Origin of the sequence: Pandoraea pulmonicola, from assembly GCF_000815105.2 — a bacterium.
Classification (GTDB): Bacteria; Pseudomonadota; Gammaproteobacteria; order Burkholderiales; family Burkholderiaceae; genus Pandoraea; species Pandoraea pulmonicola.
The window spans coordinates 2,574,225-2,598,837 of record NZ_CP010310.2; the positions used below are offsets into that span (position 1 = coordinate 2,574,225).

Sequence of the window (24,613 nt, forward strand, 5' to 3'; positions counted from 1 at the left end):
CGACGGGACGGGATCGCTGCGCATGGCCAAAGCCAAGACTGTCTACATCTGCACCGAATGCGGGGGGCAAACGCCCAAGTGGGCCGGCCAGTGCCCCCACTGCAACGGCTGGAATACGCTCGTCGAGTCGGTGGCGGAAACGTCGACCGGCCATCGTTATCAGTCGCTTGCCAAGAGCACGCCGGTGCGCAAGCTCGCGCAGATCGAGGCGGCGGACGTGCCGCGTTTTTCGAGCGGCGTGAGCGAATTCGACCGTGTGCTCGGCGGCGGTCTCGTGTCGGGCGGTGTGGTGCTCATCGGCGGCGACCCAGGGATCGGCAAGTCGACGCTGCTGCTTCAATCGCTTGCGCACCTGTCGCGCGAGCGCCGGGCGCTCTACGTAAGCGGCGAAGAGTCCGGGGCGCAGATCGCCTTGCGGGCGCAGCGGCTCGGCCTGGGCGCGGCCGGCGACGGCGGCGGCGAGCTTGACCTGCTCGCCGAAATCCAGCTCGAGAAGATTCTCGGTGCGATGGAATCGGAGAAGCCCGACGTCGTCGTCATCGATTCGATTCAGACGATCTATTCCGAGGCACTGAGCTCCGCGCCCGGTTCGGTGGCGCAGGTGCGCGAGTGCGCGGCGCAGCTTACGCGCGCGGCGAAGCAGGGCGGTGTGACCGTCATCATGGTGGGCCACGTGACGAAGGAAGGCAGTCTCGCGGGGCCGCGCGTGCTGGAGCACATCGTCGACACCGTGCTGTATTTCGAAGGCGATACGCATTCTTCCTACCGGCTGGTGCGCGCATTCAAGAACCGCTTCGGCGCCGTGAACGAGCTGGGCGTGTTCGCGATGACGGAGAAGGGATTGCGCGGCGTGGCGAACCCATCGGCGCTGTTTCTCTCGCAGCACGAGCAGAGTGTGCCGGGCTCTTGCGTGCTCGTTACGCAAGAGGGCACGCGGCCGCTGCTGGTCGAAGTGCAGGCGCTGGTCGATACGGCGCAGGTGCCGAATCCCCGGCGTCTGGCGGTCGGGCTGGAGCAGAACCGTCTGGCCATGCTGCTTGCGGTGATGCATCGCCACGCAGGCATCGCCTGTTTCGACCAGGACGTGTTTCTCAACGCCGTGGGCGGCGTAAAGATTTCCGAGCCGGCGGCCGATCTGGCGGTGCTGCTGGCGATTCACTCGTCGCTGCGCAACAAGCCGTTGCCGCGTGGCATCGTGGCGTTCGGTGAAGTCGGTCTGGCGGGGGAGATCCGGCCGAGTCCGCGCGGACAGGACCGTCTGAAGGAGGCGGCCAAGCTCGGCTTCTCGATTGCGATCATCCCGAAGGCGAATGCGCCCAAGCACCCCATCGACGGTCTCGAAGTCCACGCCGTCGATCGGCTGGAGCAAGCCATTTCCGTGGTGGCGGGGATGTAACGCCGCCGCGAGGCGGGGTTGGACGATTGACGCGTCCTCGGCATGATCCTGCGGATCGTGCCGCCGCCCCGCGATATCAAACGATCTGTTCGAGCGCTTCCTGCGCTTCGAGCCACTCGGCTTCCACGTCCGACAACTGTGCGGTGACGTCCGCCTGTTGCTTGAGACTTTCCGTGAGCAGCGCCTTCTTCGAATCCTCGTACGTCGTGCTGTCGGCGAGTACGGCGTCGAGCCGGGCCTTTTCATCCGACAGTTTCGCCATCGACGCTTCGAGCTTTTCGATCTTGCGCTGAAGCGGCTTGCGCAGTTGCGACAGACGCTGACGCTCCTGCGCTTCGGCCCGCTTCTGATCCTTGCGATTGACGCCGTCGCCCGCGTCCGCACTCTCGCCACCATCGCCACTATCACTCGCCGTTTGACGTGCCGCCGCCCGCTGATCGGCCGCATGCTGCAGCAGCCAGTCGCGGTAGTCGTCGAGATCGCCGTCGAACGGCTTCACTTCGCCGCCGGCCACGAGCAGGAACTGGTCCGTCGTCGCGCGCAGCAGGTGCCGGTCGTGCGAGACGAGAATCAGCGTGCCATCGAACTGCGCGAGGGCCATGGTGAGCGCGTGACGCGTTTCGAGATCCAGATGGTTGGTCGGCTCGTCGAGCAGCAGCAGATTGGGTTTCTGCCAGATGATGAGCGCCAGCGCAAGGCGCGCCTTTTCGCCGCCCGAGAACGGTGCGATGGACGAGGTGGCCATCTCGCCGCGGAAATTGAAGCCGCCGAGGAAGTCGCGCAACTCCTGCTCGCGCGTGTCCGGCGCAAGCCGCTGCAGATGCTGCAACGGCGAATCGTCATGGCGCAACGTCTCGACCTGATGCTGGGCGAAGTAGCCGATCTGCAGCCCCTTGCCGGTTTTCACCGCACCGGCCAATGGCGCGAGCGTGCCGGCGAGCGTCTTGATCAGTGTGGATTTACCTTGACCGTTGGCGCCGAGCAGGCCGATACGCTGCTCGTTCTGCACCGACATCGTGACGTGCGGCAGGATGACCTTCTCGGCGCCATCGTCGAGCGGATAGCCGCAACGTACCGCGTCGAGCACGAGCATCGGGTTCGGTGCGCTGTTGGCCGGCCGAAACTCGAACGTGAACGGCGACGCGACGTGCGCGGGCGCAATGCGCTCCATCTTCTCGAGCGCCTTCATGCGGCTTTGCGCCTGCCGTGCCTTCGTGGCCTTGGCCTTGAATCGCGTGATGAACGATTCGAGATGCGCGATCGTCTTCTGCTGCTTCACGAACGCGCTTTGCTGCAGCGCGAGCTGCTGGCCGCGCAGGATTTCGAACTGGCTGTAGTTGCCGCCGTAGCGCTTGATCTGCTGGTTCTCGATGTGCAGCGTGACGTTGCAGACCTCGTCGAGAAATTCGCGGTCGTGCGAAATCACGATGAGCGTGCCCGGATAGCGCTTGAGCCAGTCTTCGAGCCAGACGATGGCGTCCAGATCCAGGTGGTTGGTCGGTTCGTCGAGTAGCAACAGGTCGGATGGGCACATGAGCGCCTGCGCGAGGTTCAGGCGCATGCGCCATCCGCCCGAGAAGCTGGCCACCGGCAACTGCGTTTGCGCGAGCGTGAAGCCCAGGCCGAGCAGCAGCGCTTCGCCGCGCGCCGGTGCGGTATAGCCGTCGGCGTCGGCGAATGCCGTATGCGCCTCGGCTTGTGCATGACCGTCGTGAGCGGCCTCGGCGGCGGCGATGGCCGCTTCGATCTCGCGCAGACGGGTGTCGCCGTCGAGCACGTAGTCGAGGGCCGTGCGCTCGACGGCGGGTGTCTCCTGCATGACATGGGCGACGCGCCAACTGCTGGGGATAAAGACATCGCCGCCGTCGGCGTGCAGCTGGCCGCGCAGCAGTGCGAACAGCGTGGATTTTCCGGCGCCGTTGGCGCCGACGAGGCCGACGCGTTCGCCCGGGTTGAGCGTGACGGAGGTGTCCTCGAAGAGCGACTTGGTGCCGCGCGCGAGCGTGAGGTGTTCGAATCGGATCACGGGAAAGCGGTATGAATGCGAGCTGGGCCGCCGACGGGCGGCCAAACGCGCATTTTACCGGGTGGTGCGGCCCAGGCGGAAATCTATTGCCAAAGATCTATTGCCGGAGGTGTGGACGCCGGCCGCGGCGGCGCAACGCAGGGACGACGTCAAAGAATGGGCGCGAACAGCCGGGCCACGCGCATCACGATCTGACGCCACCTGGCGGTTTTTCGGAAGTCGTCCTTGTTCAGTAGCGCGGCGTGCTCGAAGTCGTTGGCGAGCATGGCCGCCACGTCCTGCGCGAAGGTGCCGTCGACGACCAGCAGCATGAGTTCGAAATTGAGCCGGAACGATCGGTTGTCGAGGTTGGCGCTGCCCACGGCGGCGGCGCTGTCGTCGATCAGCACGACCTTCTGATGGAGGAAGCCGTGCCGGTAACGGTACACTTGGATACCGCTGCGCGTCGCCTCGAAGGCGTACGATGTCGTCGCTTCGAACACGACATAGTGATCGGCCCGATCGGGAATCAGCAGGCGCACGTCGACGCCGCGCAGCACGGCAAGCCGCAAAGCCGAGAAGACGGCCTCGTCGGGCACGAAATACGGCGTGGTGAGCCACACACGCTTTTGCGCGGCGTTGATCGCCGTCACGAAGAACAGCGACGACGTCTCCAACTGGTCCGCGGGGCCGCTGGGCACCACCTGACAGTGCATGTCCCCGCCCGAAGGGGCCGGCTGGCGATTGAGCTCCGGCACGGTGCCCGTGCTCCAGTGCCAGTCCTCGGCGAACGCGCGCTGAATGCCCACGACAGCCGGGCCGCGCACCGAGATGTGTGTGTCTCGCCACGGTGCGAGCGGCGGCTTTTCGCCGAGATATTCCACGCCCACGTTGTGCCCGCCGATGAACGCCTCGTCGCCATCGACCACGACGATCTTGCGGTGATTGCGGAAATTCAACTGGAAGCGATTGACGACGATGCCGCGCCTGGCCGCCGCGAACTCGTGCGCGAGCACGCCGCCCTGACGCAGCTTCTCGCAATAGCTGCGAGGCAGGTCGTGACTGCCGATGCGGTCGTAGAGAAAGTAGACTTTGACGCCCGTTGCGGCGCGCGCGAGCAGGCGTGCCGCGAGCGCTCGCCCAAGCGCGTCGTCCTTGACGATGAAGAACTGGACGAGGATGTAGTCGCGGGCGCGGTCGATGGCGGCAAAGACGGCGTCGAACGTTGCATGACCGTTCACGAGCAGACGCACGTGGTTGCCCGCGACGAACGACATCCGCGTCATGGCGGTGAGCGCGGCGAATTCGGGATGGGCGTCCGTCGCGACGGGCGGCTCGCCGGTCCACTGGATTTCGCCCATGCGCGACTGCAACGCCTCGTTGCGTGCACGTCGTGCCTCGACGTAGCCGACGAACTTCGAGCGTCCGAGAAAAAGATAGGGGATGAGCGTGAGATACGGCATCGTCACGAGCGATACCGCCCAGGCCACGGCGCCCTGCGATGTGCGCACCGTCAGCACGGCATGGATCGCGGCGATGATTCCCAGCGCATGGATACAGGCAACGCCAAAGCCGACGTCGAGCCAATTGAGCACCATGACGGACTGTCTTCCTCCCTGCCAAGGGTCATGCGGACCCGGGAACCCGAGTGTAACCGGGCTGTGTCGAGTTAGGCGAGGCCTTGCGGCGTCGGCGCGACACGCGGGCCCATGGTCGGGCGGGTAGGTGGGGAGACGTGGTCGCGACTTTGGCGGGAACGCCGTTCGCCGCGGGCGAGCGGGGCGGGGATGGCGACGATCGCACCGGTAGACGCGCAAGCGTGCCCGTCGGTGCGACCGTGCGATTACGGCAGGTCGGCGGCCTGTACCAGGAACACCATGTCGTCGCCCGCGCTCGTGGCGAGCCATGTCATGGGCAGGTCGGGGAATGCCGCCTCGACGAAGGGGCGCTCGTTGCCGATTTCCACGACCAGCACGCCGTCATCGGTCAGACGCTCGCGCGCACCCGCGATGATGCGCCGCACGACATCCATGCCGTCGTCGCCACCTGCCAGCGCGAGGCGCGGCTCGTGGCGGTACTCGGCCGGGAGCGTCTGCATCGACCCTTCGTTCACGTACGGCGGATTGGTCAGGATGACTTCGTAACGCTTGCCCTTGGGCAGCGGCGTGTACAGATCGCCCAGATGCAGCGTGATGCGATCGTCCAGCGCGTAATCGGCGACGTTGATCTTTGCCACGGCGAGGGCGTCGGCCGAGATGTCGACGGCATCGATCCGCGCGGCGGGGAACGTCTCCGCGGCGAGAATGGCGAGGCAGCCCGAGCCGGTGCAAAGTTCGAGCACGTCGGCGACCTCGTCGGCGTGGTTGACCCATGGCTGCAGCGCGTCTTCCAGCAGTTCGCCCACGAACGAGCGCGGCACGATGACGCGCTCGTCCACATAGAAGCGCCGGCCATGCATCCACGCTTCGTTCGTGATGTACGAAGCCGGCACGCGTTCGCCGGCACGGCGGTTGACGACCGACAGCACGCGCTCGATCTCTTCGGGCAGAAGACGGGCGTCCAGGAACGGGTCGAGCGTGTCGATGGGCAGATGCAGCGTGTGCAGCAGCAGGTATGCGGCTTCGTCGTATGCGCTTGCGCAGCCGTGACCGAAAGCCAGCTCGGCCTCGTTGAAGCGCGAGACGGCGTAGCGCAGCAGGTCGCGCAGCGTCTGAAACGGGTGCGAGGATTGCGTGCTCATGATCGTCATGCCACCAGACGCGTCAACACGCCGCGATAAATGTTCTTGAGCGGCTCGATGTCGGCTACCGCGATATGCTCGTCGATCTTGTGGATGCTCGCGTTGCACGGCCCGAACTCGATTACCTGCGGGCAGATGCGCGCGATGAAGCGGCCGTCGGACGTGCCGCCTGTCGTCGAAAGCTCGGTCTCCAGACCGGTTTCCTCGCGGATCGCACCGCTGAGCGCGTCGGACAGATCGCCGCGCGGCGTGAGGAACGGCTGGCCGCTGATCGTCCAGTCGAGCGTGTACGTCAGCCCGTGCCGGTCGAGTAGTTCGTGCACGCGTTTCTGCAGGCCCTCGGACGTGCTGGCCGTCGAGAAGCGGAAGTTGAACATCACGGTCAGCTCGCCGGGGATGACGTTGGTCGCCCCCGTGCCAGCGTGGATGTTCGAAATTTGCCAGGTGGTGGGCGGAAAGTACTCGTTGCCTTCGTCCCACACCGTCTGCGTGAGCTCGGCTAGCGCGGGCGCGAACAGATGCGTCGGGTTCTTCGCCAGATGCGGGTACGCGATATGGCCTTGCACGCCCTTCACCACGAGCTTGCCGGACATCGATCCGCGACGGCCGTTCTTGACCATGTCGCCCAGGCGCTGGCTCGACGTCGGCTCGCCGACCACGCAGTAATCGAGCCGTTCGCCACGCGCCTGGAGCGCTTCGACGACCTTCACGGTGCCGTCGGTGGCGGGGCCTTCCTCATCGCTCGTCAGCAGGAAGCCGATGGCGCCGGCGTGATCCGGGTGCCGGGCGACGAATTCCTCCGAAGCGACCACGAACGCGGCGAGCGACGTCTTCATGTCGGCCGCGCCGCGACCATAGAGCATGCCGTCGCGATGCGTCGGGGCGAACGGGTCCGAGTGCCACTGTTCGACCGGGCCGGTCGGCACCACGTCCGTGTGCCCGGCGAAGACGAGCAGCTTGCCGTCGGTGCCGCGCGTGCCGCGCTTGAGCGCCCACAGGTTGGTCACGCCGTTCGACGCGATGGTCTCGCACGCGAAGCCGATCGCCGCCAGCCGACGCGCCAGGATCGCCTGGCAATCGCGGTCTTCGGGCGTCACCGAGTGACGGGCGATCAGTTGCTCGGTAAGCGCCAGCGTGGCGCCTTGGGAGGAAGTCATGAAATCAGAATCGTGAAGCGTAACTGTCGGGCGTGAAGCCCACGGAAACCTTGCCGTCGGCCACCAGCACGGGGCGTTTGATGAGCGACGGGTTTTCGATCATCAGGGCGCGCGCGGCCGGTTCCCCGGCTGCCGCCGCCTGTTGTTCGGGCGAGAGCTTGCGCCACGTGGTGCCCTTGCGATTGAGCAGCGTGGCGAGCGGCACCTGGGCGAGCCAGGTGTCCAGCATTGCGTCGCTCACGCCCGCCTTCTTGAAGTCGTGAAAATCGTACGCCACGCCGTGCTCGTCGAGCCACGTGCGCGCCTTCTTCACGGTATCGCAGTTGGGAATGCCGTACAGCACTGCCGTCATTGCCGGAACTCCAGAGGTTGCTGCTACAAAAAAGCCGGCGGGCGAGGTGATCGCACTCGCCGGCATCCCGTGCGCCGGCTTACTCGCCGCGCAGCAGGTCGTTGATGGCCGTCTTGGCGCGCGTCTGGGCGTCCACCTTCTTGACGATCACCGCGCAGTACAGGCTGTACTTGCCGTCCTTCGAGGGCAGGTTGCCCGGCACGACCACCGAGCCGGCCGGCACGCGACCGTAGTGCACTTCACCCGTTTCGCGATCGTAGATCTTCGTCGACTGACCCAGGTACACGCCCATCGAGATCACCGAGTTCTCTTCGACGATCACGCCTTCCACGACTTCCGAGCGCGCGCCGATGAAGCAGTTGTCTTCGATGATGACCGGGTTGGCCTGCAGCGGCTCGAGCACGCCGCCGATGCCCACGCCGCCCGAGAGGTGAACATTCTTGCCGATCTGGGCGCACGAACCGACCGTGGCCCACGTGTCGACCATCGTGCCTTCATCGACGTAGGCGCCGATGTTGGTGTACGACGGCATCAGCACGACGTTCTTGCCGATGAACGAGCCACGGCGCGCCACGGCCGGCGGTACCACGCGGAAGCCGCCGCGCGCAAAGTCTTCGGCGGTGTAGTTCGCGAACTTGCTCGGCACCTTGTCGTAGAACTGGCTGAAGCCGCCGGCGGGCATCACGGCGTTGTCTTCCAGCCGGAACGACAGCAGCACGGCCTTCTTGATCCACTGATTCACGATCCACTGACCCTCTTGCTTCTGGGCCACGCGCAGGGCGCCCTTGTCGAGCTCGGCGATGACGTGAGCGACCGCCTCACGCACGTCGGCAGGTGCCGACTTGGCCGAGATCTCGGCGCGGTTTTCCCAGGCTTGGTCGATGGTGGTTTGCAGTTGTTGCGACATGGCGAGAGTCAGTTGCAGTAAGGAATTAAAGGGATTGGCAGAACTGCACGATGCGCTGTGCGCCTTCGGTGCATTCGTCCACATCGGCCACGAGGGCGATGCGCACATAGTTCTCGCCCGGGTTGACGCCGTGCGCCGCGCGGCCCAGGTACGATCCGGGCAGTACGGCTACATTGTATTGCGCCAGCAACTGGCGCGTGAATTCCGTATCCGACAGGCCGGTCTTCGCGTCGACCTTGGCCCACAGGTAAAAACCGGCGTCCGGCAGGCGCACGTCGAGCACTTCGGCGAGCATCGGCGTGACCGTCTGGAATTTCTTGAGGTACTTGCTGCGATTCAGGCGTACGTGCGCTTCATCGTTCCATGCGGCGACGCTCGCCGCCTGCACGGCCGGGCTCATGGCGCAGCCGTGGTACGTCCGGTACAGCAGGAATTTCTTGAGGATGGCGGCGTCGCCCGCGACGAAGCCCGAGCGCATGCCCGGCACGTTCGAACGCTTGGACAGGCTCGAGAAGACCACCAGACGCTCGAAGCCGCGCCCGAGCTGATGCGCTGCCGCAAGGCCGCCCAGCGGCGCGCTTTCCTCGTCGAAATAGATCTCGGAGTAGCACTCGTCCGAGGCGATCACGAACCCGTACTGGTCCGAGAGTTCGAACAGGCGTTTCCAGTCCGCCAGGCCGAGCACCGCGCCGGTCGGGTTGCCCGGCGAGCACAGGTAGACGAGCTGGACGTCGCGCCAGACATCGGCGGGCACGGCGTCGTAGTTCGGCGCGAAGTTGCGCGCCGGATCGCTGTCGGCGTAATAGGGCGTGGCGCCGGCGAGCAGCGTCGCGCCTTCGTAGATCTGATAGAACGGGTTCGGACACAGCACGCGGGCGCCGGGCTTGCTGCCGTCGACGACGGCCTGTGCGAACGAGAACAACGCTTCACGCGAGCCGGTCACCGGCAGCACCTCGGTGGCCGGATTCACGTTCGGCAGCGCGTAGCGGCGCTCCAGCCACTGTGCGATGGCCGCGCGCAGCGGCTCGCCGCCCGCCGTGGCGGGATAGTTCGCGAGACCGCCCAGCCCTTCGATCAGGGCTTCCTTGATGAACTGCGGCGTCGGGTGCTTGGGCTCGCCGATGCCGAAGCTGATGGCCTTGAAGGCGCTGGCGGGCGTGACATCGGCCACCAACGACTTCAGGCGTTCAAACGGGTAGGGCTGGAGCTTGTCGAGTAATGGGTTCACGAGATTCAAACGGACTCAGGACTAGGGGTCGCGATGTGATGCGATTCGATTCGAGGCGATTCGAGGCAGCTTGACGCCGTAGTGCGGCGGGGCTGGCGGGCAAGGACGGTCACCCGAAGGGGTTCCCGGACGCGCTCAAGAATGGCAAGATCGGCAAAGCGAAAATTATACCGTCACGGCGCGCACAAAGCGCGACCGCCGCGTAATTCAGCACATTCCGAGGCGCCAATGGGGCGAGCCTGCGGAGTATCTCAGGTTTTTCAGGAGTCATCAGTATGACCGTAGCCGGCAACGGCTCGCAGGGCCCGGAGCTGACATCCGGCGCGTCCTTGCGCACCCGGGCGGCGCCCGCCCTGGCCATTCTCATTGGATCTTCGGTGTGGGGCCTGGCCTGGTTTCCCTATCGCGTGCTGGCCCAGTGGGGCGTGGCGGCCGTGCCGGCGCAGGCCTGCACGGCGACCGTCGCGCTGCTGCTGCTCACGCTCGTCTATCGTCGCTCGCTCGGCACGCTGCGCTGGTCGTGGCTGCTCGTCGGGGTGGCGTTCGCGGGCGGCACCACCAATGTGGCGTTCGTCTGGGGCACCACGCATGGTCACGTCATGCGGGTGCTGCTGCTTTTCTATCTGACGCCGGTCTGGACGGCGCTCTTCGCGCACTGGCTGCTCGGTGAGCGCGTGGGGCTGCGCGGGGTCGGGCTCATCGCCCTGGCGCTCGGTGGCGCCGGGCTGATGCTCTGGTCGCCCGAATTGGGCTGGCCGGTGCCGAACAACCCCGGCGAATGGGCCGGCGCCATCGCCGGCGCGGCCTTTGCGCTCAACAACGTGCTGCTGCGCAAGGTGAGCCAGTCGCTGCCCGACGTGAAGCCGGAGATGCGCAGCTGGACACTTTACCTGGGCTGCCTCGTGGGCGGCCTGCTGGTGCTCCCGCTCGATGGCGGGGCCGAGGCCGGGCGCACCGCGCTGGTGGCCCTGACGTCGAGCGGTCCGACGGCGGCGGTTGCACTCGCGCTCGGTTGCACCATCGCGCTCACCAACGTGATCGTGCAGTTCGGGCTGGCGCGGGTGCCGGCCAACCAGGCGGCGCTCATCATGCTGTTCGAAATCGTGGTGGCGGCGATCTCCTCGTGGTGGCTGGCGAGCGAGGGCCTGGGCGTACGCGAAATCGCGGGCGGACTGTGCATCGTCGCCGCCGGCGTGCTGTCCGGAATTTTGCCCGATCCGCGTCGTTGTAAAAGCGCGACGGCGGGGGATGCGATGGTATGATGCGTACCGATGTGACGCCGGGTTTCATGCGATAGCAGGGCGGTGCCGGTAAGGCATTGTTTTTGCATGGACTCGTGGCATTCGGCGTCAAGCGGCCGCCGCGCGCGCCAGCGTGCGCGAGGCCCGACAGGACCAGCTGAGCGCGTCTGCGTCTTTCCCATCATTCAATGACCGAAAAAGCGAACCTGCCGTGCGTCTGACTTCCATCAAACTCGCTGGCTTCAAGTCGTTCGTCGATCCGACGAACTTTGCGGTGCCCGGCCAACTGGTCGGGATCGTCGGCCCGAACGGGTGCGGCAAATCCAACATCATCGATGCCGTGCGCTGGGTGCTCGGCGAGTCGCGCGCCTCGGAGCTGCGCGGCGAATCGATGCAGGACGTGATCTTCAATGGATCAACCGCCCGCAAGCAGGCGAGCCGCGCAAGCGTCGAACTCGTGTTCGACAACAGCGCCGGGCGCGCCGCCGGGCAGTGGAGCCAGTACGCCGAAATCGCCGTCAAGCGCGTGCTCACGCGCGACGGCACCTCCAGCTACTACATCAACAATCTTCCGGCGCGTCGCCGCGACATTCAGGACATCTTCCTCGGCACCGGCCTGGGGCCGCGCGCCTACGCCATCATCGGCCAGGGGATGATCTCGCGCATCATCGAGGCCAAGCCCGAAGAGCTGCGCGTGTTCCTCGAGGAAGCCGCCGGCGTGTCGAAGTACAAGGAACGCCGCCGCGAGACCGAGAACCGCCTGCAGGACACGCGCGAGAACCTCACGCGCGTCGAAGACATCCTGCGCGAGCTCGGCACCAATCTCGAAAAGCTCGAATCGCAGGCGGTCGTGGCCAATCGATTCAAGGATCTGCAGCGCGACGGCGAGGAAAAGCAGCAACTGCTGTGGCTGTTGCGCAAGAACGAAGCCCAGAACGAGCAGGAGCGCCAGCAACGCGCGATCGAGTCGGCGCAGGTCGACCTCGAAGCGCAGATGGCGCGTCTGCGTGGCTCGGAGTCGGATCTCGAAACGCTGCGTGCCGCGCACTACACCGCGACGGACGCCGTGCAGGCCGCGCAAGGCGCCATGTACGAGGCGAACTCGGAAGTCAGCCGTCTCGAGGCTGAAATCCGCTATGTCGTCGAGTCGCGCAACCGTGTGCAGGCCCAGCTGGCGGCGCTGACCTCGCAACGCGAGCAGTGGCAGGCCCGTTCCGCTCAATCGGAAGAAGCGCTCGCGCTCGCCGAGGAAGAACTCGTCATCGCCGAGGAGCGCGCCGCCACCGCGCAGGATCAGGCTGCCGAGCAGAACGAAGCGCTTCCCGCGCTCGAAGCCCGCTGGCGCGATGCGCAGAACCTGCTCAACGAGCAGCGCAGCGAGATCGCGCAGGTCGAGCAGAGTCTGAAGCTCGAAGCGGCGCATCAGCGCAATGCCGACCAGGCATTGCAGCAGTTGCAACAGCGTCAGGAGCGCCTGCAGGGCGAAGCGCGCGGGCTGGACAAGCCCGACGAGGCCGAGCTCGAGATGCAGCGCGCCGAGCTCGCCGAGCATCAGGCGATGCTCGAAGACGCGCAGGCTGAACTCGCCGAAGCGCAGGAGCGTCTGCCGCGTCTGGAAAGCGAACGCACCGAGGCGCAGGCGCGCGTGCAGGCCGAAGCGGCGACCATTGCGCAGCTCGAAGCCCGACTGACGGCGCTCAAGCAGTTGCAGGAAAGCGTGCAGACCGAGGGCAAGGTGCAGCCGTGGCTCGACAAGCATGAACTCGCGCAGCTGCCGCGCCTGTGGAAGAAGCTGCATATCGAGCCGGGCTGGGAAAATGCGCTCGAATCGGTGCTGCGGGAGCGCCTGGCGGCGCTCGAAATCAGCAACCTCGATTGGGTGAAGGCCTTCGCGAGCGACGCACCGCCGGCCAAGCTGGCGTTCTACTCGCCGCCGCCGGCCGCGCGTCCGCTCGATGCGCCTGCGTCGCTGCGTCCGCTGCTGTCCCTGCTTCGCATCGACGATCCGGGGCTGCGCGCCGTGCTGCAGGAATGGCTTGGCCACGTGTTCGTGGCCGACGATCTCGCGCAGGCGATGGGCGTGCGTGCCCAACTGCCCGAAGGCGCGTCGATCGTCGTCAAGGCCGGTCACCAGGTCACCCGCGTGGGCGTGCAGCTCTACGCGGCGGACTCCGAGCAAGCCGGTTTGCTCGCCCGTCAGCAGGAAATCGAGAACCTCGGCAAGCAGTTGCGCGCGCAGGCATTGCTCTCCGACGAGGCGAAGTCCAACGCCGTGCGCGCGGAAGCCGCCTACAGCCAGGCTGCGCAGTCGCTCACCGAGGTGCGCGCGCGCGCCGAGCGCGCGACGCAACGCGTGCATGCGTTGCAGATGGACGTGCTCAAGCTCACGCAGGCGTACGAGCGCTACAACGCCCGTAGCACGCAGATCGACGAAGAACTGCGCGAAATCGCCGCGCAGATCGAAGAGCAACTGGCCATGCGCGCCGAGTCGGAAGCGAATTTCGAGCAGAGCGACGCGCGTCTGGCGGAATTGCAGGCGACGTTCGAAGACGGCCAACTGGAATTCGAATCGCTCGACGGGCAGCTCTCGGACGCCCGCAATCGCGCACGCGAACTGGAGCGTCTGGCGCAAGAGGCATCGTACGGGCAGAAGGGCGTCGCGAGCCGGATCGACGAGCATCGCCGCAATATCCAGACGGCGCTGGAGCAGGCCGAACGTCTCGTGGTGTCGATCGAGCAGGCACAGGCCGAACTCGCCCAGATCACCGAGCAGACAGCGGAAAACGGCTTGCAGGACGCGCTCGAACTGCGCGCCGAGAAGGAAGATATCCTGGGCGCGGCCCGCATGGAGCTCGAAGCCCTCACGCAGAAGCTGCGTCAGAGCGACGAAGAACGTCTCGCGGCCGAGCGCGGCTTGCAGCCATTGCGCGACCGTATCACCGAGTTGCAGTTGAAGGAGCAGGCGGCGCGCCTGAATCGCGAGCAGTTCGTCGAACAGCTGACGGCGGCCGAGGTCGACGAGGAAGCGCTCGCGGCCAAGCTCACGCCGGACATGAAGCCGTCGTACCTGCAAGGCGAAGTCACCCGCATCAACAACGCGATCAATGCGCTGGGACCGGTCAACATGGCCGCGCTCGAGGAGTTGGAGACGGCGCGCGAGCGCAAGATTTTCCTCGATGCGCAGTCGGCCGACCTGAACGACGCCATCGAGACGCTCGAAGGCGCCATTCGCAAGATCGACGAGGAAACGCGCGTGTTGCTGCAAGGCACGTTCGACGAGGTGAACAAGCATTTCGGCGAGTTGTTCCCGATGCTGTTCGGGGGCGGCCAGGCCAAGCTGATCATGACCGGCGACGAAATTCTTGATGCCGGCGTGCAGGTGATGGCGCAGCCGCCGGGCAAGAAGAACTCCACGATTCATTTGCTGTCGGGCGGTGAGAAGGCGCTCACGGCCATTGCGCTGGTGTTTGGCATGTTCCAGCTCAATCCGGCGCCGTTCTGCTTGCTCGATGAGGTGGACGCGCCGCTCGACGACGCGAACACCGAGCGCTACGCCAAGATGGTGGCGCGCATGTCGGACCGTACCCAATTCGTATTTATTTCGCATAACAAAATCGCGATGGAAATGGCCAATCAGCTCATCGGCGTCACCATGCAGGAGCAGGGGGTGTCGCGGATCGTGGCGGTGGACATGGAGTCTGCGATCAATCTGGCCGAGATCGCCTGACCCCGCGCCCACGATGGAGAAGAGAGAGGAACGCCGCGCATGAATGAACTGCAGCTGAGCTTGATTGCCGCAGGGGTAGTGGTACTGCTGGGAGTGGTGGCTTATAACGCCTGGCAAGGCAGCAAGGCGCGAGCGCGCATCCCGCGCCGCATGCCGGTCGACGGGGCGGGTATCGACGCCACCGCTGGCGCGCCCGACGCCGACGACGATCGTCCGTTCATCGAGCCGACGCTTTCGCCGCCGCGTGTGCCGGCGCAATCGGGCGAACGCCGCGAGCCGACGCTGGGCGCCGTGGACCCCAAGGGCCCGCAGGGGCAGGCGACACCGGCCGGCACCTCGGTGCAGGACGCCTTTGCCATCAACGAAGACGCCTGGGATGCCCCCCCTGCCGCACGTAAGCGTGCCGCACAGGAAGCGGCCGCCGCCGCTGCCCATGGGGGGGCCACCGAGGCCGAAGCGACCCCGGCCACCGGGACAGGCAGCGGGGCCGAGCGCGACGCAGAGCAGGCCCATGCGACTGACGTCGCCGGTACGGTCGTGCGCGTCGATGCGGAACTCGCCGTCGACGCTTCCGCCGCGGCCGCCGTGGCGGCAGCCGCCGGTGCACCGTCGGTCGAATCGGCCAACGCGTCTGAACCGACCGCTGCCGCTGCTGCCCCGGCAACGCCCGCGGCGCCGGCGCCGACGGCGCGTGCTGCCACGCCGGCCGGCCCGCCCGCGATCATCGACGAGCGCATCGACTGCATCGTCGAGCTGCCGCTCTCGAATGTGATCGCCGCCGAGCGCCTGATGCCACTCACGATGCGCATGCGTCGTGCGGGCAGCAAACCCGTGAACATCGAGGGCCGCCTCGACGAGCAGTCGCCGTGGGAGCCGATTCGCACCGGCGGACGCTATCACCAGTTGCGCATGGCCGTGCAGTTGGCCAACCGGGCCGGTGCGCTCAACGAAGTCGAATTCTCCGAATTTTCCAATCTTGTCCAGACGCTCGCGGATGCGGTGGATGCGCTGCCCGAGCTGCCGGATATGATGGAGACGGTGTCGCGCGGTCGCGAACTCGACAGCTTCGCCGCGCAATGCGACGCGCAACTGTCCGTGAACGTGCTATCCGACGGCGCGCCGTGGTCGGCCAACTATGTCCAGGCGGTGGCCACGCAGGACGGTCTGCTGCTCTCGCGCGACGGCATGCGTTTCGTCAAGCTCGACGCTCGCCAGAACCCGGTGTTCATGCTGCAGTTCGGCGACACGAACTTCCTGCGCGACGATCTGACGTACAAGGGGGGCGATCTGATCACGATGCTGCTCGACGTGCCCGTGGCCGACGAAGATCTCTTGCCGTTCCGACTGATGTGCGATTATGCCCGCTCGATTGGGCAGCGCATTGGCGGGCGTGTGGTGGACGATCAGCGACGTCCGCTCTCGGATGCTGCATTGCAGAACGTCGACAAGCAGTTGCTCAAGCTCTATGAGCGCCTAGAGGCGCGCGGTTTGCCGGCGGGCTCGCCGGTCACGCGCCGCCTGTTCAGCCAGTAAGGCGGGGCGGTGCCCGGCCGATGATGCGACGGCGTGACGGCGCATCGTTTTGCCGGGCGTTCGATGCACGCCGTTCACCGTTGGGTGAGCGGCGTTTTTGTTCCCATTGATTCCTGCTATCGACGACGCCAAGCCGCTTACGTCGAAGGCATAATGTTCTGACCTTTCGAATCCCGAGTCTCAACGCATGTCCCAAACTTCCGCTACGGGTCAGGGCGCGAAAGCCCACACGGCTGCCGACGCCACGGCGGCAGCCAAGCGCGCCGCCGAGCTGCGCATCGAACTGGCACGTTACAACCGCGCCTACTATGAAGACGACGCACCGCTCGTCCCCGATGCCGAGTACGACCGCCTGTTCGGCGAACTGGTCGCACTCGAGAACGCTTTCCCGGAATTGCAACGTCCCGATTCGCCCACCCAGCGCGTGGGCGGCAAGCCGGTGGAGGGGTTCGCGCCCGTCGTGCATCGTGTGCCGATGCTCTCGCTCAACAACGCCTTTACCGACGAGGATGTCGAGGCGTTTGACCGGCGTGTGGCCGACGGATTGCGCGGGGCGGGGGATGCCGGTGCGTCGTCCGGCGATCTATTCGGTGCGCCCGTCGAATATGCGGCGGAACTGAAGTTCGACGGCCTTGCGATTGCCCTGCGTTATGAGCATGGCGTACTTGTGCAGGCGGCGACGCGCGGCGACGGCACGACCGGCGAGGACGTCACCGCGAACGTCCGTACTATCAAGAAGATTCCCCTTAACCTGCGCACGCAGACGCCTCCCGAAGTGCTGGAGGTGCGCGGCGAAGTGCTGATGTTCCGCGCCGACTTCGACAAGCTCAACCGGGCCCAGGAGGCGGCGGGCGAGAAGGTGTTCGTCAATCCGCGCAATGCGGCCGCAGGCGGTCTGCGCCAGCTCGATTCCCGGATTACGGCCAGGCGCCCGCTGTCGTTCTTCGCTTACGGCGTGGGCGAGTTGGTCGGGGTGCCGATGCCCGAGACGCATTCGGCGCTGCTCGACTGGTATGTCGAACTCGGCATTCCGGTCAACGAGCGCCGTGAGGTGGTGCAGGGCGCGGCCGGCCTGCTCGCGTTCTACCGAGCGGTTGGCGAGGCGCGCGAGTCGCTGCCGTACGACATCGATGGCGTTGTTTACAAGGTGAATCGCCGTGACGAGCAAGACCGGCTCGGCTTCGTCTCGCGGGCGCCACGGTTTGCGCTCGCGCATAAGTTCCCGGCGCAAGAGGCGCTCACGACGCTGCTCGACATCGAGGTTCAGGTCGGCCGCACGGGGGCGATCACGCCGGTGGCGCGTCTGGCGCCGGTGTTCGTGGGCGGCGCGACCGTCACGAATGCGACCTTGCACAACGAAGACGAAATTCGCCGCAAGGACGTGATGATCGGCGATACGGTCATCGTGCGGCGTGCGGGAGACGTGATTCCCGAGGTCGTCGGGTCGATACTGGATCGCCGCCCGGCCGACGCGCGGGCGTTCGTGATGCCGACCGAATGTCCTGTCTGCGGCTCCGCAATCGAGAAACTGCCCGACGAGGTGATCGCGCGATGCACGGGCGGGCTGATCTGCGCGGCGCAGCGCAAGCAGGCGCTGCTCCACTTCGCGCAGCGCCGGGCGCTCGATATCGAAGGGCTGGGCGACAAGCTGGTGGAGCAACTGGTCGATCAGCAGATCATTCGCACGCCGGCGGATCTGTTCAAGCTCGGCGTGGCAAAACTCGCCGCGCTCGATCGCATGGCCGATAAGTCGGCGTCCAATCTGGTGGCGTCGATCGACAAGGCGCGTCACACGACGCTCGCCCGCTTTATTTTTGCGCTGGGCATTCGCCACGTGGGCGAGGCGACGGCGAAGGATCTCGCCCGCCACTTCGGCAAGCTCGACAACCTGATCGCCGTATGCAAGCGCGATTCGGATCTCACGGAACTGCTGGCGGTGCCTGACGTCGGACCCGTGGTGGCCGAGTCGATCAACAATTTCTTCTGCGAAGATCATAATGTTGAAGTGATCGAGCAGATGCGTGCCGCGGGCGTGACGTGGCCCGAATCGGAACCGGCCGCGGTGGCGCCGTTGCCATTGGCCGGCAAGACGTTCGTGCTCACCGGCACGTTGCCGACGCTTTCGCGCGACGAGGCCAAGGCGATGCTGGAAGAGAGAGGGGCGAAAGTGGCGGGCTCGGTGTCCGCGAAGACGAACTACGTCGTCGCGGGTGCCGAAGCCGGCAGCAAACTGACGAAAGCCGAGGCACTGGGTGTGCCTGTGCTCGACGAGGACGCTATGCGCGCCATGTTGGCCGCGCTTTGATGTGAGGACCCGATCGATGATTCGCGACATTTTGAAGATGGGCGATCCGCGCTTGCTGCGCATCGCCAAGGCGGTGGAGCAGTTCGATACGCCCGAGTTGCACGAACTCGTGGCCGATATGTTCGACACGATGAAGGATGCCAAGGGCGCAGGGCTGGCGGCGCCGCAAATCGGCGTGGATCTGCAGGTGGTGATCTTCGGCTTCGACCGCAACGAGCGCTACCCGGACGCTCCGGTGGTGCCCGAGACCGTGCTCATCAACCCGGTGATCACGCCGCTGACGCAGGATATGGAGGAGGGCTGGGAAGGCTGCCTGTCGGTGCCGGGCCTGCGCGGCATGGTCAATCGCTATTCGATGCTGCGTTACGAAGGCTTCGATCAATACGGCAAGGCCATCAACCGTGTGGCCGAGGGTTTCCATGCACGCGTGGTGCAGCACGAATGCGACCACCTGATCGGCAAGCTCTATCCAATGCGCATCACGGATTTCAGCAAGTTCGGCTTCACCGAAATTCTCTTCCCCGGGCTGGATCCGGCCAGTGACGATTGATGCGCGATGTTTGCGTGCAGATATGAACAAGCCCGCCATTCGGTGGGCTTGTTCATTGTGGCTGCCGCCGATGAGCGGCGGCGGCTGGCGGGAGCCTGTGGCAGTCGGCGAAAGACCGGCTGCTCGGATCAGAAGGTTTCGCCCGGACGCAGATAGCGCCACTCGCCGACAGGGAGATTTCCGAGTGTGATGCGGCCCATGCGAACGCGCTTGAGGCCGGTCACGTGCAGGCCGACCAGCTCGCACATCCGGCGAATCTGGCGCTTCTTGCCTTCCTTGAGTACGAAGCGCAACTGCTCCGGGTTCTGCCAGTCGACCTGAGCCGGCTTGAGCGGTTGGTCGTCCAGTTCGAGGCCGTGGCGCAGCAGCGCCAGACGCTCGGCCGGGAAGTGTGCCTGCACATTTTGCGAATGGTCATTGAACGAGACGCGCACGAGATATTCCTTCTCGATCTCGGAATCCTCGCCGATCAGTTGCTTGGCAACGCGACCGTCCTGCGTCAGGACGAGCAGGCCGGTCGAGTCGATGTCGAGGCGCCCGGCCGGCGCGAGACTGCGCAAATGCGACGGCGAGAAGCGCACGCCGGCGTCGTCTTCGCTCCAGTGGTGCTCGCGTGTGACCAAGACGACGGCGGGTTCGTAGCCATCTTCCGCCTGGCCCGACACATAGCCCACGGGCTTGTGCAGCAGGATCGTCACGCGGTTGGCCTGTTCCTTGTGGGCCGCCTGGACAACGGTGATCTCCTGCGTCGGCAGAATCTTCGTGCCGAGCTCGGTCACGACCTTGCCATCGACGCGTACCCAGCCCTTGGCAATCCACTCGTCCGCTTCGCGGCGCGAGCACAGGCCGAGTTCGGACATGCGCTTGGACAGGCGCAGCGAGCCGGCGGCATCGTGATGGATCTTGATGTCGTCCTCATCGTCACGCGGCGCGCGAGTGGGACGTGCGCCGCGCACCGGACGAACGCCTCGTGCATCGCGGTCATCGGCGCTGCGTTTCACTGGACGAGCGTAGTCGCCACGGGCACCGCCTTCGGCGCCGCGGCGCGGCCGGTCTTCGTCGAAGCGACGCGGCGCACGGTCGTCGGCACCGCGCTTCGCCGGGCGAGCGTAGTCGCCACGGGTACCGCCTTCGGCGCCACGGCGTGGACGGTCTTCGTCGAAGCGGCGCGGCGTACGGTCGTCGGCACCGCGCTTCGCCGGGCGAGCGTAGTCGCCACGGGTACCGCCTTCGGCGCCACGGCGCGGCCGGTCTTCGTCGAAGCGGCGCGGCGTACGGTCGTCGGCACCGCGCTTCGCCGGGCGAGCATAGTCGCCACGGGCACCGCCTTCGGCGCCACGGCGTGGACGGTCTTCGTCGAAGCGGCGCGGCGCCCGGTCATCGGCACCGCGCTTCGCCGGGCGAGCATAGTCGCCACGGGCACCGCCTTCGGCGCCGCGGCGTGGCCGGTCTTCGTCGAAGCGGCGCGGCGCCCGGTCATCGGCACCGCGCTTCGCCGGGCGAGCGTAGTCGCCACGGGCGCCACCTTCGGCGCCACGGCGTGGACGGTCTTCGTCAAAGCGGCGCGGACGCGTTTCATCATCGAAGCGTACCGGGCGGGCGCCGGCGACACGCTCACGCTGACCGCGTGCGGGCGGACGTTCACCACCTGGCGGTCGCTTCTCATACGGTTTGGCAGCGCCGGCGGTCTTGCGCGGCGCAGTCCCTGCGGGGCGTGTGCCGCCCGCAGGTGCCGCCACATCGCCGGCGGGACGCGGCCGTGCCGGCTTTGTCGGCTTCTTTTTTGCGCCGGACGCATCGAGCATCGACACCGGCACGGCTTTGGTCGGGCGCCGCAACGGGCTCGAGGAGCGCACCGGTGCGCGGGTCTTGTCGAGAGTGCGGGGATGTTTGGCGCTCAGTTTGGCGCGCGGGGTATCGCTCATGGTTCCAGTGCTTCGAGTAATTCGGTCTCGACGGCGATTTGCAGGCGGTTGTCCTGCAAGCGGCTGCCGTCGAGCAGGAACGTGTCTTCGACACGTTCGCCGAGGGTGTTGATGCGGGCGGTGCGCACGCTCACGCCATGACGCGCGAGCACGCGGGCGACCGCGTACAGCAAGCCGGTGCGGTCGTTGGCCGACACCGACAGGAGGTAGTACTGGCCCCGATCGTCGGGCCGCAGATCGACGCGAGGTGTGACGGGGAAGCTGCGCGAGCGTCGCGGCAGGCGGCCCTTGTTCGGTTCGGCCAGCGGCTCGGCGCGCGTGAGTAACGAGACCAACTCGCTTTCCACGAGACTGATGATGTCGCGATAGCTCGTGTCCAGGCCGGGGTCGGTGAGCAGGAAGCTGTCGAGCGCGAAACCCTGGCTGGTCGTATGCACCTTGGCGTCGAGAATCGAGAGGCCCTTGCGCTCGAAGTAGCCGCAGATCCGCGCGAACAGATCTACCTGATCGCGCACGTACACCATCACCTGCAATCCTTCGCCAATCGGTGAGGGACGTGCCTTGACGATGGGCGCCGCACTCTCCACGTGCCGCCACAGGTGGCGCGTCTGCCATGCCACGTCCGCCGGATCGTTACGAAGGAAGTAAGCCACGTCCAGCGTGTTCCACAGCGCTTCCTGCGCACGCTCGGGCACGGTGTACAGGCGCAGCAGGCCGAGCGCCTCTTCCTTGCGCGCCTTGAGCTGCGCATGCGGATCGGGGTTGGCGCCGCCCAGCACCTGCAACGTCAGGCGATAGAGATCTTCAAGCAGTTTGCCCTTCCAGGCATTCCACACCTTCGGGCTGGTGCCGCGAATGTCGGCAACCGTCAGCAGGTAGAGCGCGGTCAGACGGCGCTCGTTGCCGACTTTTTCGGCGAACCGGCGGATGACCTCCGGATCGGTGGTGTCCTGCTTCTGTGCGACCGTGCTCATCGTCAGATGCTCGCCGACGAGCCACACGACCAGTTCGGTGTCTTCCTTGGCCAGTCCGTGACGCGTACAGAAGCGTCGCGCGTCGACCATGCCGAGGGTCGAGTGATCGCCGCCGCGCCCCTTCGCGATGTCATGGAAGAGGGCGGCGATGGTCAGCACCCATGGGCGGTCGAAGTTCGCGATCAACTGGCTGCAGAACGGGTACTCATGCGTGTGTTCCGCCACGGCGAAGCGGCGGATGTTGCGCACGACCATCAGGATGTGCTGATCGACCGTGTACACGTGATACAGATCGTGCTGCATCTGGCCGACGACCCGACGGAAGTTGATCAGATAACGGCCCAGCACGCTCGTCTGATTCATCAGCCGCAACGCATGCGTGATGCCCTGCGGTTGCTGCAGAATCTCGAGGAACGTGCGGCGATTCTCCGGATCGGCCCGCCAGTGCGCGTTCATCAATTCCCGGGCGTTGTACAGCGCGCGCAGGGTTCGCGCCGACAGCCCTTTCACGCCGACGACCTGCTCGTACAGCAGGAACGTCTCGAGAATCGCGTTCGGGTGACGCTGATACAACTCGTCATCCGCGATCTCGATCATGCCTTGCTTCTCGACGAAGCGCTCGTTGATCACGCGCGTCACACCGCTGGTCTGCGGGAAGAGGCGCGCTTCGACGTTGAGCAACAACACGGTGTTGAGTTGCGAGACGGCCTTCGCGGCCCAGTAGTACCGGCGCATGAGTTGCTCGCTCGCGCGCTTGGTCGCCGTGGCGTCGAAGCCCAGGCTTTGCGCGAGCGCGGTCTGCATGTCGAACACGAGGACGTCCTGACGGCGTCGCGCGATCAGATGCAGCCGCGCGCGCAGGCCTTTCAGGAACTGCTCGTTGCGGCGCAGCTCCTTTAGCTCGCGCTCGGTCAGCAGGTCGCGCGCGAACAGCTCCGTCCAGCTGTTGCCCAGGCCGGCCGCCTTCGTCATCCACAGGATCACCTGCAGGTCGCGCAGTCCGCCCGGGCTTTCCTTGCAGTTCGGCTCCAGGCTGTACGGGCTGTCCTGGTACTTGGCGTGCCGCTGGCGGATTTCCAGTTGCTTGCTGCGGAAGAACGCGCGTGGATCGAGGTCGGTCGCAAAGCGTTGTTCGAATTCCTCGAACAGGGCGTGATTGCCCGCGAGGAAGCGGGCTTCGAGCAGGCTCGTCTGCACGGTGACGTCGGCGTGAGCCTCGATGATGCACTCGTCGACCGTGCGGACCGAAGAGCCGATTTCCAGCCCGATGTCCCACAGGAAACCGATGAAAGGCTCCACGTGCCGCGTCAACGCCTCGTCGTCCGCGTTGCGATGCAGCAGCAGGATGTCGACGTCCGAATACGGGTACAGCTCCCCACGGCCGTAACCGCCAACGGCGACCAACGCGAGATCGCCGGGCATTTCGCATTCGGCCCAGGCGTCGCGCATGGATTGATCGACCGCCTGGCAGAGTCCGTGCAGCAAGGCGTCTACCTTGCCGTGCGCGGTGAAGCGTTCGACGAGGTCGGCTTTGCGTTGCTTGAGAGCCTGACGTAGCGGAGACGGGGCGTGCGCACGCGCGTGCATGGCGGCTTCCTGAGTGTGGTATAGCGGGTCAGGCTGTGGCGGCCGCCGCAATCGTCGGCGGCCGGACATGGGACTTCGTCTGTCGCATAACGTCAGGCGGCGGCCGGGACGGTCGCCACGTAGGCGGAACCCGGGGGCGGCGGCGGGGTGAGGGCCGAGTGCGTAAGCACCTCGTGGCCCGTTTCCGTCACCAGCACGGTGTGTTCCCACTGCGCCGAGAGACTCCGGTCGCGCGTCTTTACCGTCCACTGATCCGGCATCGTGCGGATTTCGCGCTTGCCGGCGTTGATCATCGGCTCGATCGTGAAGATCATGCCGGCCTGCAGTTCGATGCCGGTGCCCGGGCGTCCGTAATGCAGGATCTGCGGATCCTCGTGAAACACCTGCCCGATGCCGTGGCCGCAATATTCGCGCACGACGCTGTAGCCCTGAGCCTCGGCGTGCGTCTGGATCGCGTGGCCGATGTCGCCCAGGTGCGCGCCCGGGCGCACCTGGTTGATGCCGAGCCACATGCATTCGTATGTCACCTGGGCCAGACGCCTGGCCAGGATCGAGCCCTCGCCGACGATGAACATGCGGCTCGTGTCGCCGAAGTATCCGTCCTTGATGACGGTGACATCGATGTTGAGTGCGTCGCCGTTCTTGAGAACCTTCTCGCCCGGGATGCCGTGGCAGATCACGTCGTTGACCGAGATGCAGGTGGCCTTCGGATAGGGCGGGTAACCGGGCGGCTGGTAGTTCAGCGGCGCAGGCACGGTGCCTTGCTCCTTGACCATGTACTCGTGGCACAGCCGGTCGAGTTCCCCGGTTGTCACGCCGGCACGGACGTGCGGCGTAATGAAATCGAGCACTTCGCTGGCCAGCCGGCAGGCGACGCGCATCATTTCGATGTCGTGGGCATTCTTGAGAGTGATGGCCATTGCTGGATCTGACAAATTGCGGAAACAATGTCGCATTATGGCATCAATAGGCCGGTTTCGGCCCGT

Annotated in this window: 16 protein-coding genes; 6 read left to right on the forward strand and 10 right to left on the reverse strand. The window is 65.9% G+C overall.

Going from position 1 to position 24,613, the window contains the following annotated elements:
• Nucleotides 1-22: 22 nt before the first annotated feature.
• Entirely contained in the window at nt 23-1,396 is a 1,374-nt protein-coding gene (gene radA, locus RO07_RS11385; protein ID WP_039415145.1) for a DNA repair protein RadA, read from the forward strand.
• Between the two features lie 76 nt (nt 1,397-1,472).
• On the opposite strand, the gene RO07_RS11390 is transcribed toward radA, so the two are convergent.
• From RO07_RS11390 to dapC, 7 genes are all read right to left on the reverse strand, one after another.
• Nucleotides 1,473-3,422, reverse strand: coding sequence for an ATP-binding cassette domain-containing protein (locus RO07_RS11390; RefSeq protein WP_039410802.1), 1,950 nt, complete (start codon nt 3,420-3,422; stop codon nt 1,473-1,475).
• Nucleotides 3,423-3,571: 149 nt separating this feature from the next.
• Complete coding sequence (gene cls, locus RO07_RS11395; RefSeq protein ID WP_039410804.1) at nt 3,572-4,999, reverse strand: cardiolipin synthase; 1,428 nt, start codon at nt 4,997-4,999, stop codon at nt 3,572-3,574.
• Between the two features lie 245 nt (nt 5,000-5,244).
• The gene (prmB, locus tag RO07_RS11400; protein WP_039415148.1) at nt 5,245-6,141 is read right to left on the reverse strand and encodes a 50S ribosomal protein L3 N(5)-glutamine methyltransferase; all 897 of its coding nucleotides are present in this window, start codon (nt 6,139-6,141) and stop codon (nt 5,245-5,247) included.
• Between the two features lie 5 nt (nt 6,142-6,146).
• Nucleotides 6,147-7,298: a succinyl-diaminopimelate desuccinylase gene (dapE, locus tag RO07_RS11405; protein ID WP_039410806.1), complete on the reverse strand. Its 1,152-nt coding sequence runs from the start codon at nt 7,296-7,298 to the stop codon at nt 6,147-6,149.
• A gap of 4 nt (nt 7,299-7,302) precedes the next feature.
• A complete protein-coding gene (locus RO07_RS11410) occupies nt 7,303-7,650 on the reverse strand; it encodes an ArsC family reductase (RefSeq protein WP_039410807.1) in 348 nt (115 codons plus the stop codon).
• A 79-nt stretch (nt 7,651-7,729) separates the two neighbouring features.
• Entirely contained in the window at nt 7,730-8,557 is an 828-nt protein-coding gene (dapD, locus tag RO07_RS11415) for a 2,3,4,5-tetrahydropyridine-2,6-dicarboxylate N-succinyltransferase (protein WP_039410808.1), read from the reverse strand.
• A 25-nt stretch (nt 8,558-8,582) separates the two neighbouring features.
• Nucleotides 8,583-9,785, reverse strand: a complete 1,203-nt coding sequence (dapC, locus tag RO07_RS11420) for a succinyldiaminopimelate transaminase (protein ID WP_039415150.1) — start codon at nt 9,783-9,785, stop codon at nt 8,583-8,585.
• A 275-nt stretch (nt 9,786-10,060) separates the two neighbouring features.
• Between dapC and RO07_RS11425 the strand changes: the two genes are divergently transcribed.
• The 5 genes from RO07_RS11425 to def all read left to right on the forward strand — a co-directional run bounded on the left by RO07_RS11425 (nt 10,061) and on the right by def (nt 19,141).
• Nucleotides 10,061-11,047, forward strand: coding sequence for a DMT family transporter (locus RO07_RS11425; protein WP_052267209.1), 987 nt, complete (start codon nt 10,061-10,063; stop codon nt 11,045-11,047).
• 190 nt (nt 11,048-11,237) lie between these two features.
• Nucleotides 11,238-14,753: a chromosome segregation protein SMC gene (gene smc, locus RO07_RS11430; RefSeq protein WP_039410810.1), complete on the forward strand. Its 3,516-nt coding sequence runs from the start codon at nt 11,238-11,240 to the stop codon at nt 14,751-14,753.
• A 39-nt stretch (nt 14,754-14,792) separates the two neighbouring features.
• On the forward strand, nt 14,793-16,286 hold the full coding sequence (locus RO07_RS11435; protein ID WP_039410812.1) for a cell division protein ZipA C-terminal FtsZ-binding domain-containing protein: 1,494 nt from the start codon (nt 14,793-14,795) through the stop codon (nt 16,284-16,286).
• 187 nt (nt 16,287-16,473) lie between these two features.
• A complete protein-coding gene (ligA, locus tag RO07_RS11440) occupies nt 16,474-18,591 on the forward strand; it encodes an NAD-dependent DNA ligase LigA (RefSeq protein ID WP_039410814.1) in 2,118 nt (705 codons plus the stop codon).
• A gap of 16 nt (nt 18,592-18,607) precedes the next feature.
• Nucleotides 18,608-19,141 carry a peptide deformylase gene (gene def, locus RO07_RS11445; protein ID WP_039410815.1) on the forward strand — a complete coding sequence of 178 codons (534 nt, stop codon included), beginning with the start codon at nt 18,608-18,610 and terminating at the stop codon, nt 19,139-19,141.
• Between the two features lie 128 nt (nt 19,142-19,269).
• On the opposite strand, the gene RO07_RS11450 is transcribed toward def, so the two are convergent.
• From RO07_RS11450 to map, 3 genes are all read right to left on the reverse strand, one after another.
• Nucleotides 19,270-21,066, reverse strand: coding sequence for a pseudouridine synthase (locus RO07_RS11450; protein ID WP_039410816.1), 1,797 nt, complete (start codon nt 21,064-21,066; stop codon nt 19,270-19,272).
• A complete protein-coding gene (locus RO07_RS11455; RefSeq protein ID WP_039410818.1) occupies nt 21,063-23,627 on the reverse strand; it encodes a [protein-PII] uridylyltransferase in 2,565 nt (854 codons plus the stop codon). The genes RO07_RS11450 and RO07_RS11455 overlap by 4 nt, the downstream gene beginning before the upstream one ends.
• Nucleotides 23,628-23,719: 92 nt before the next feature.
• Nucleotides 23,720-24,547, reverse strand: a complete 828-nt coding sequence (map, locus tag RO07_RS11460) for a type I methionyl aminopeptidase (protein ID WP_039410820.1) — start codon at nt 24,545-24,547, stop codon at nt 23,720-23,722.
• Nucleotides 24,548-24,613: the final 66 nt, after the last annotated feature.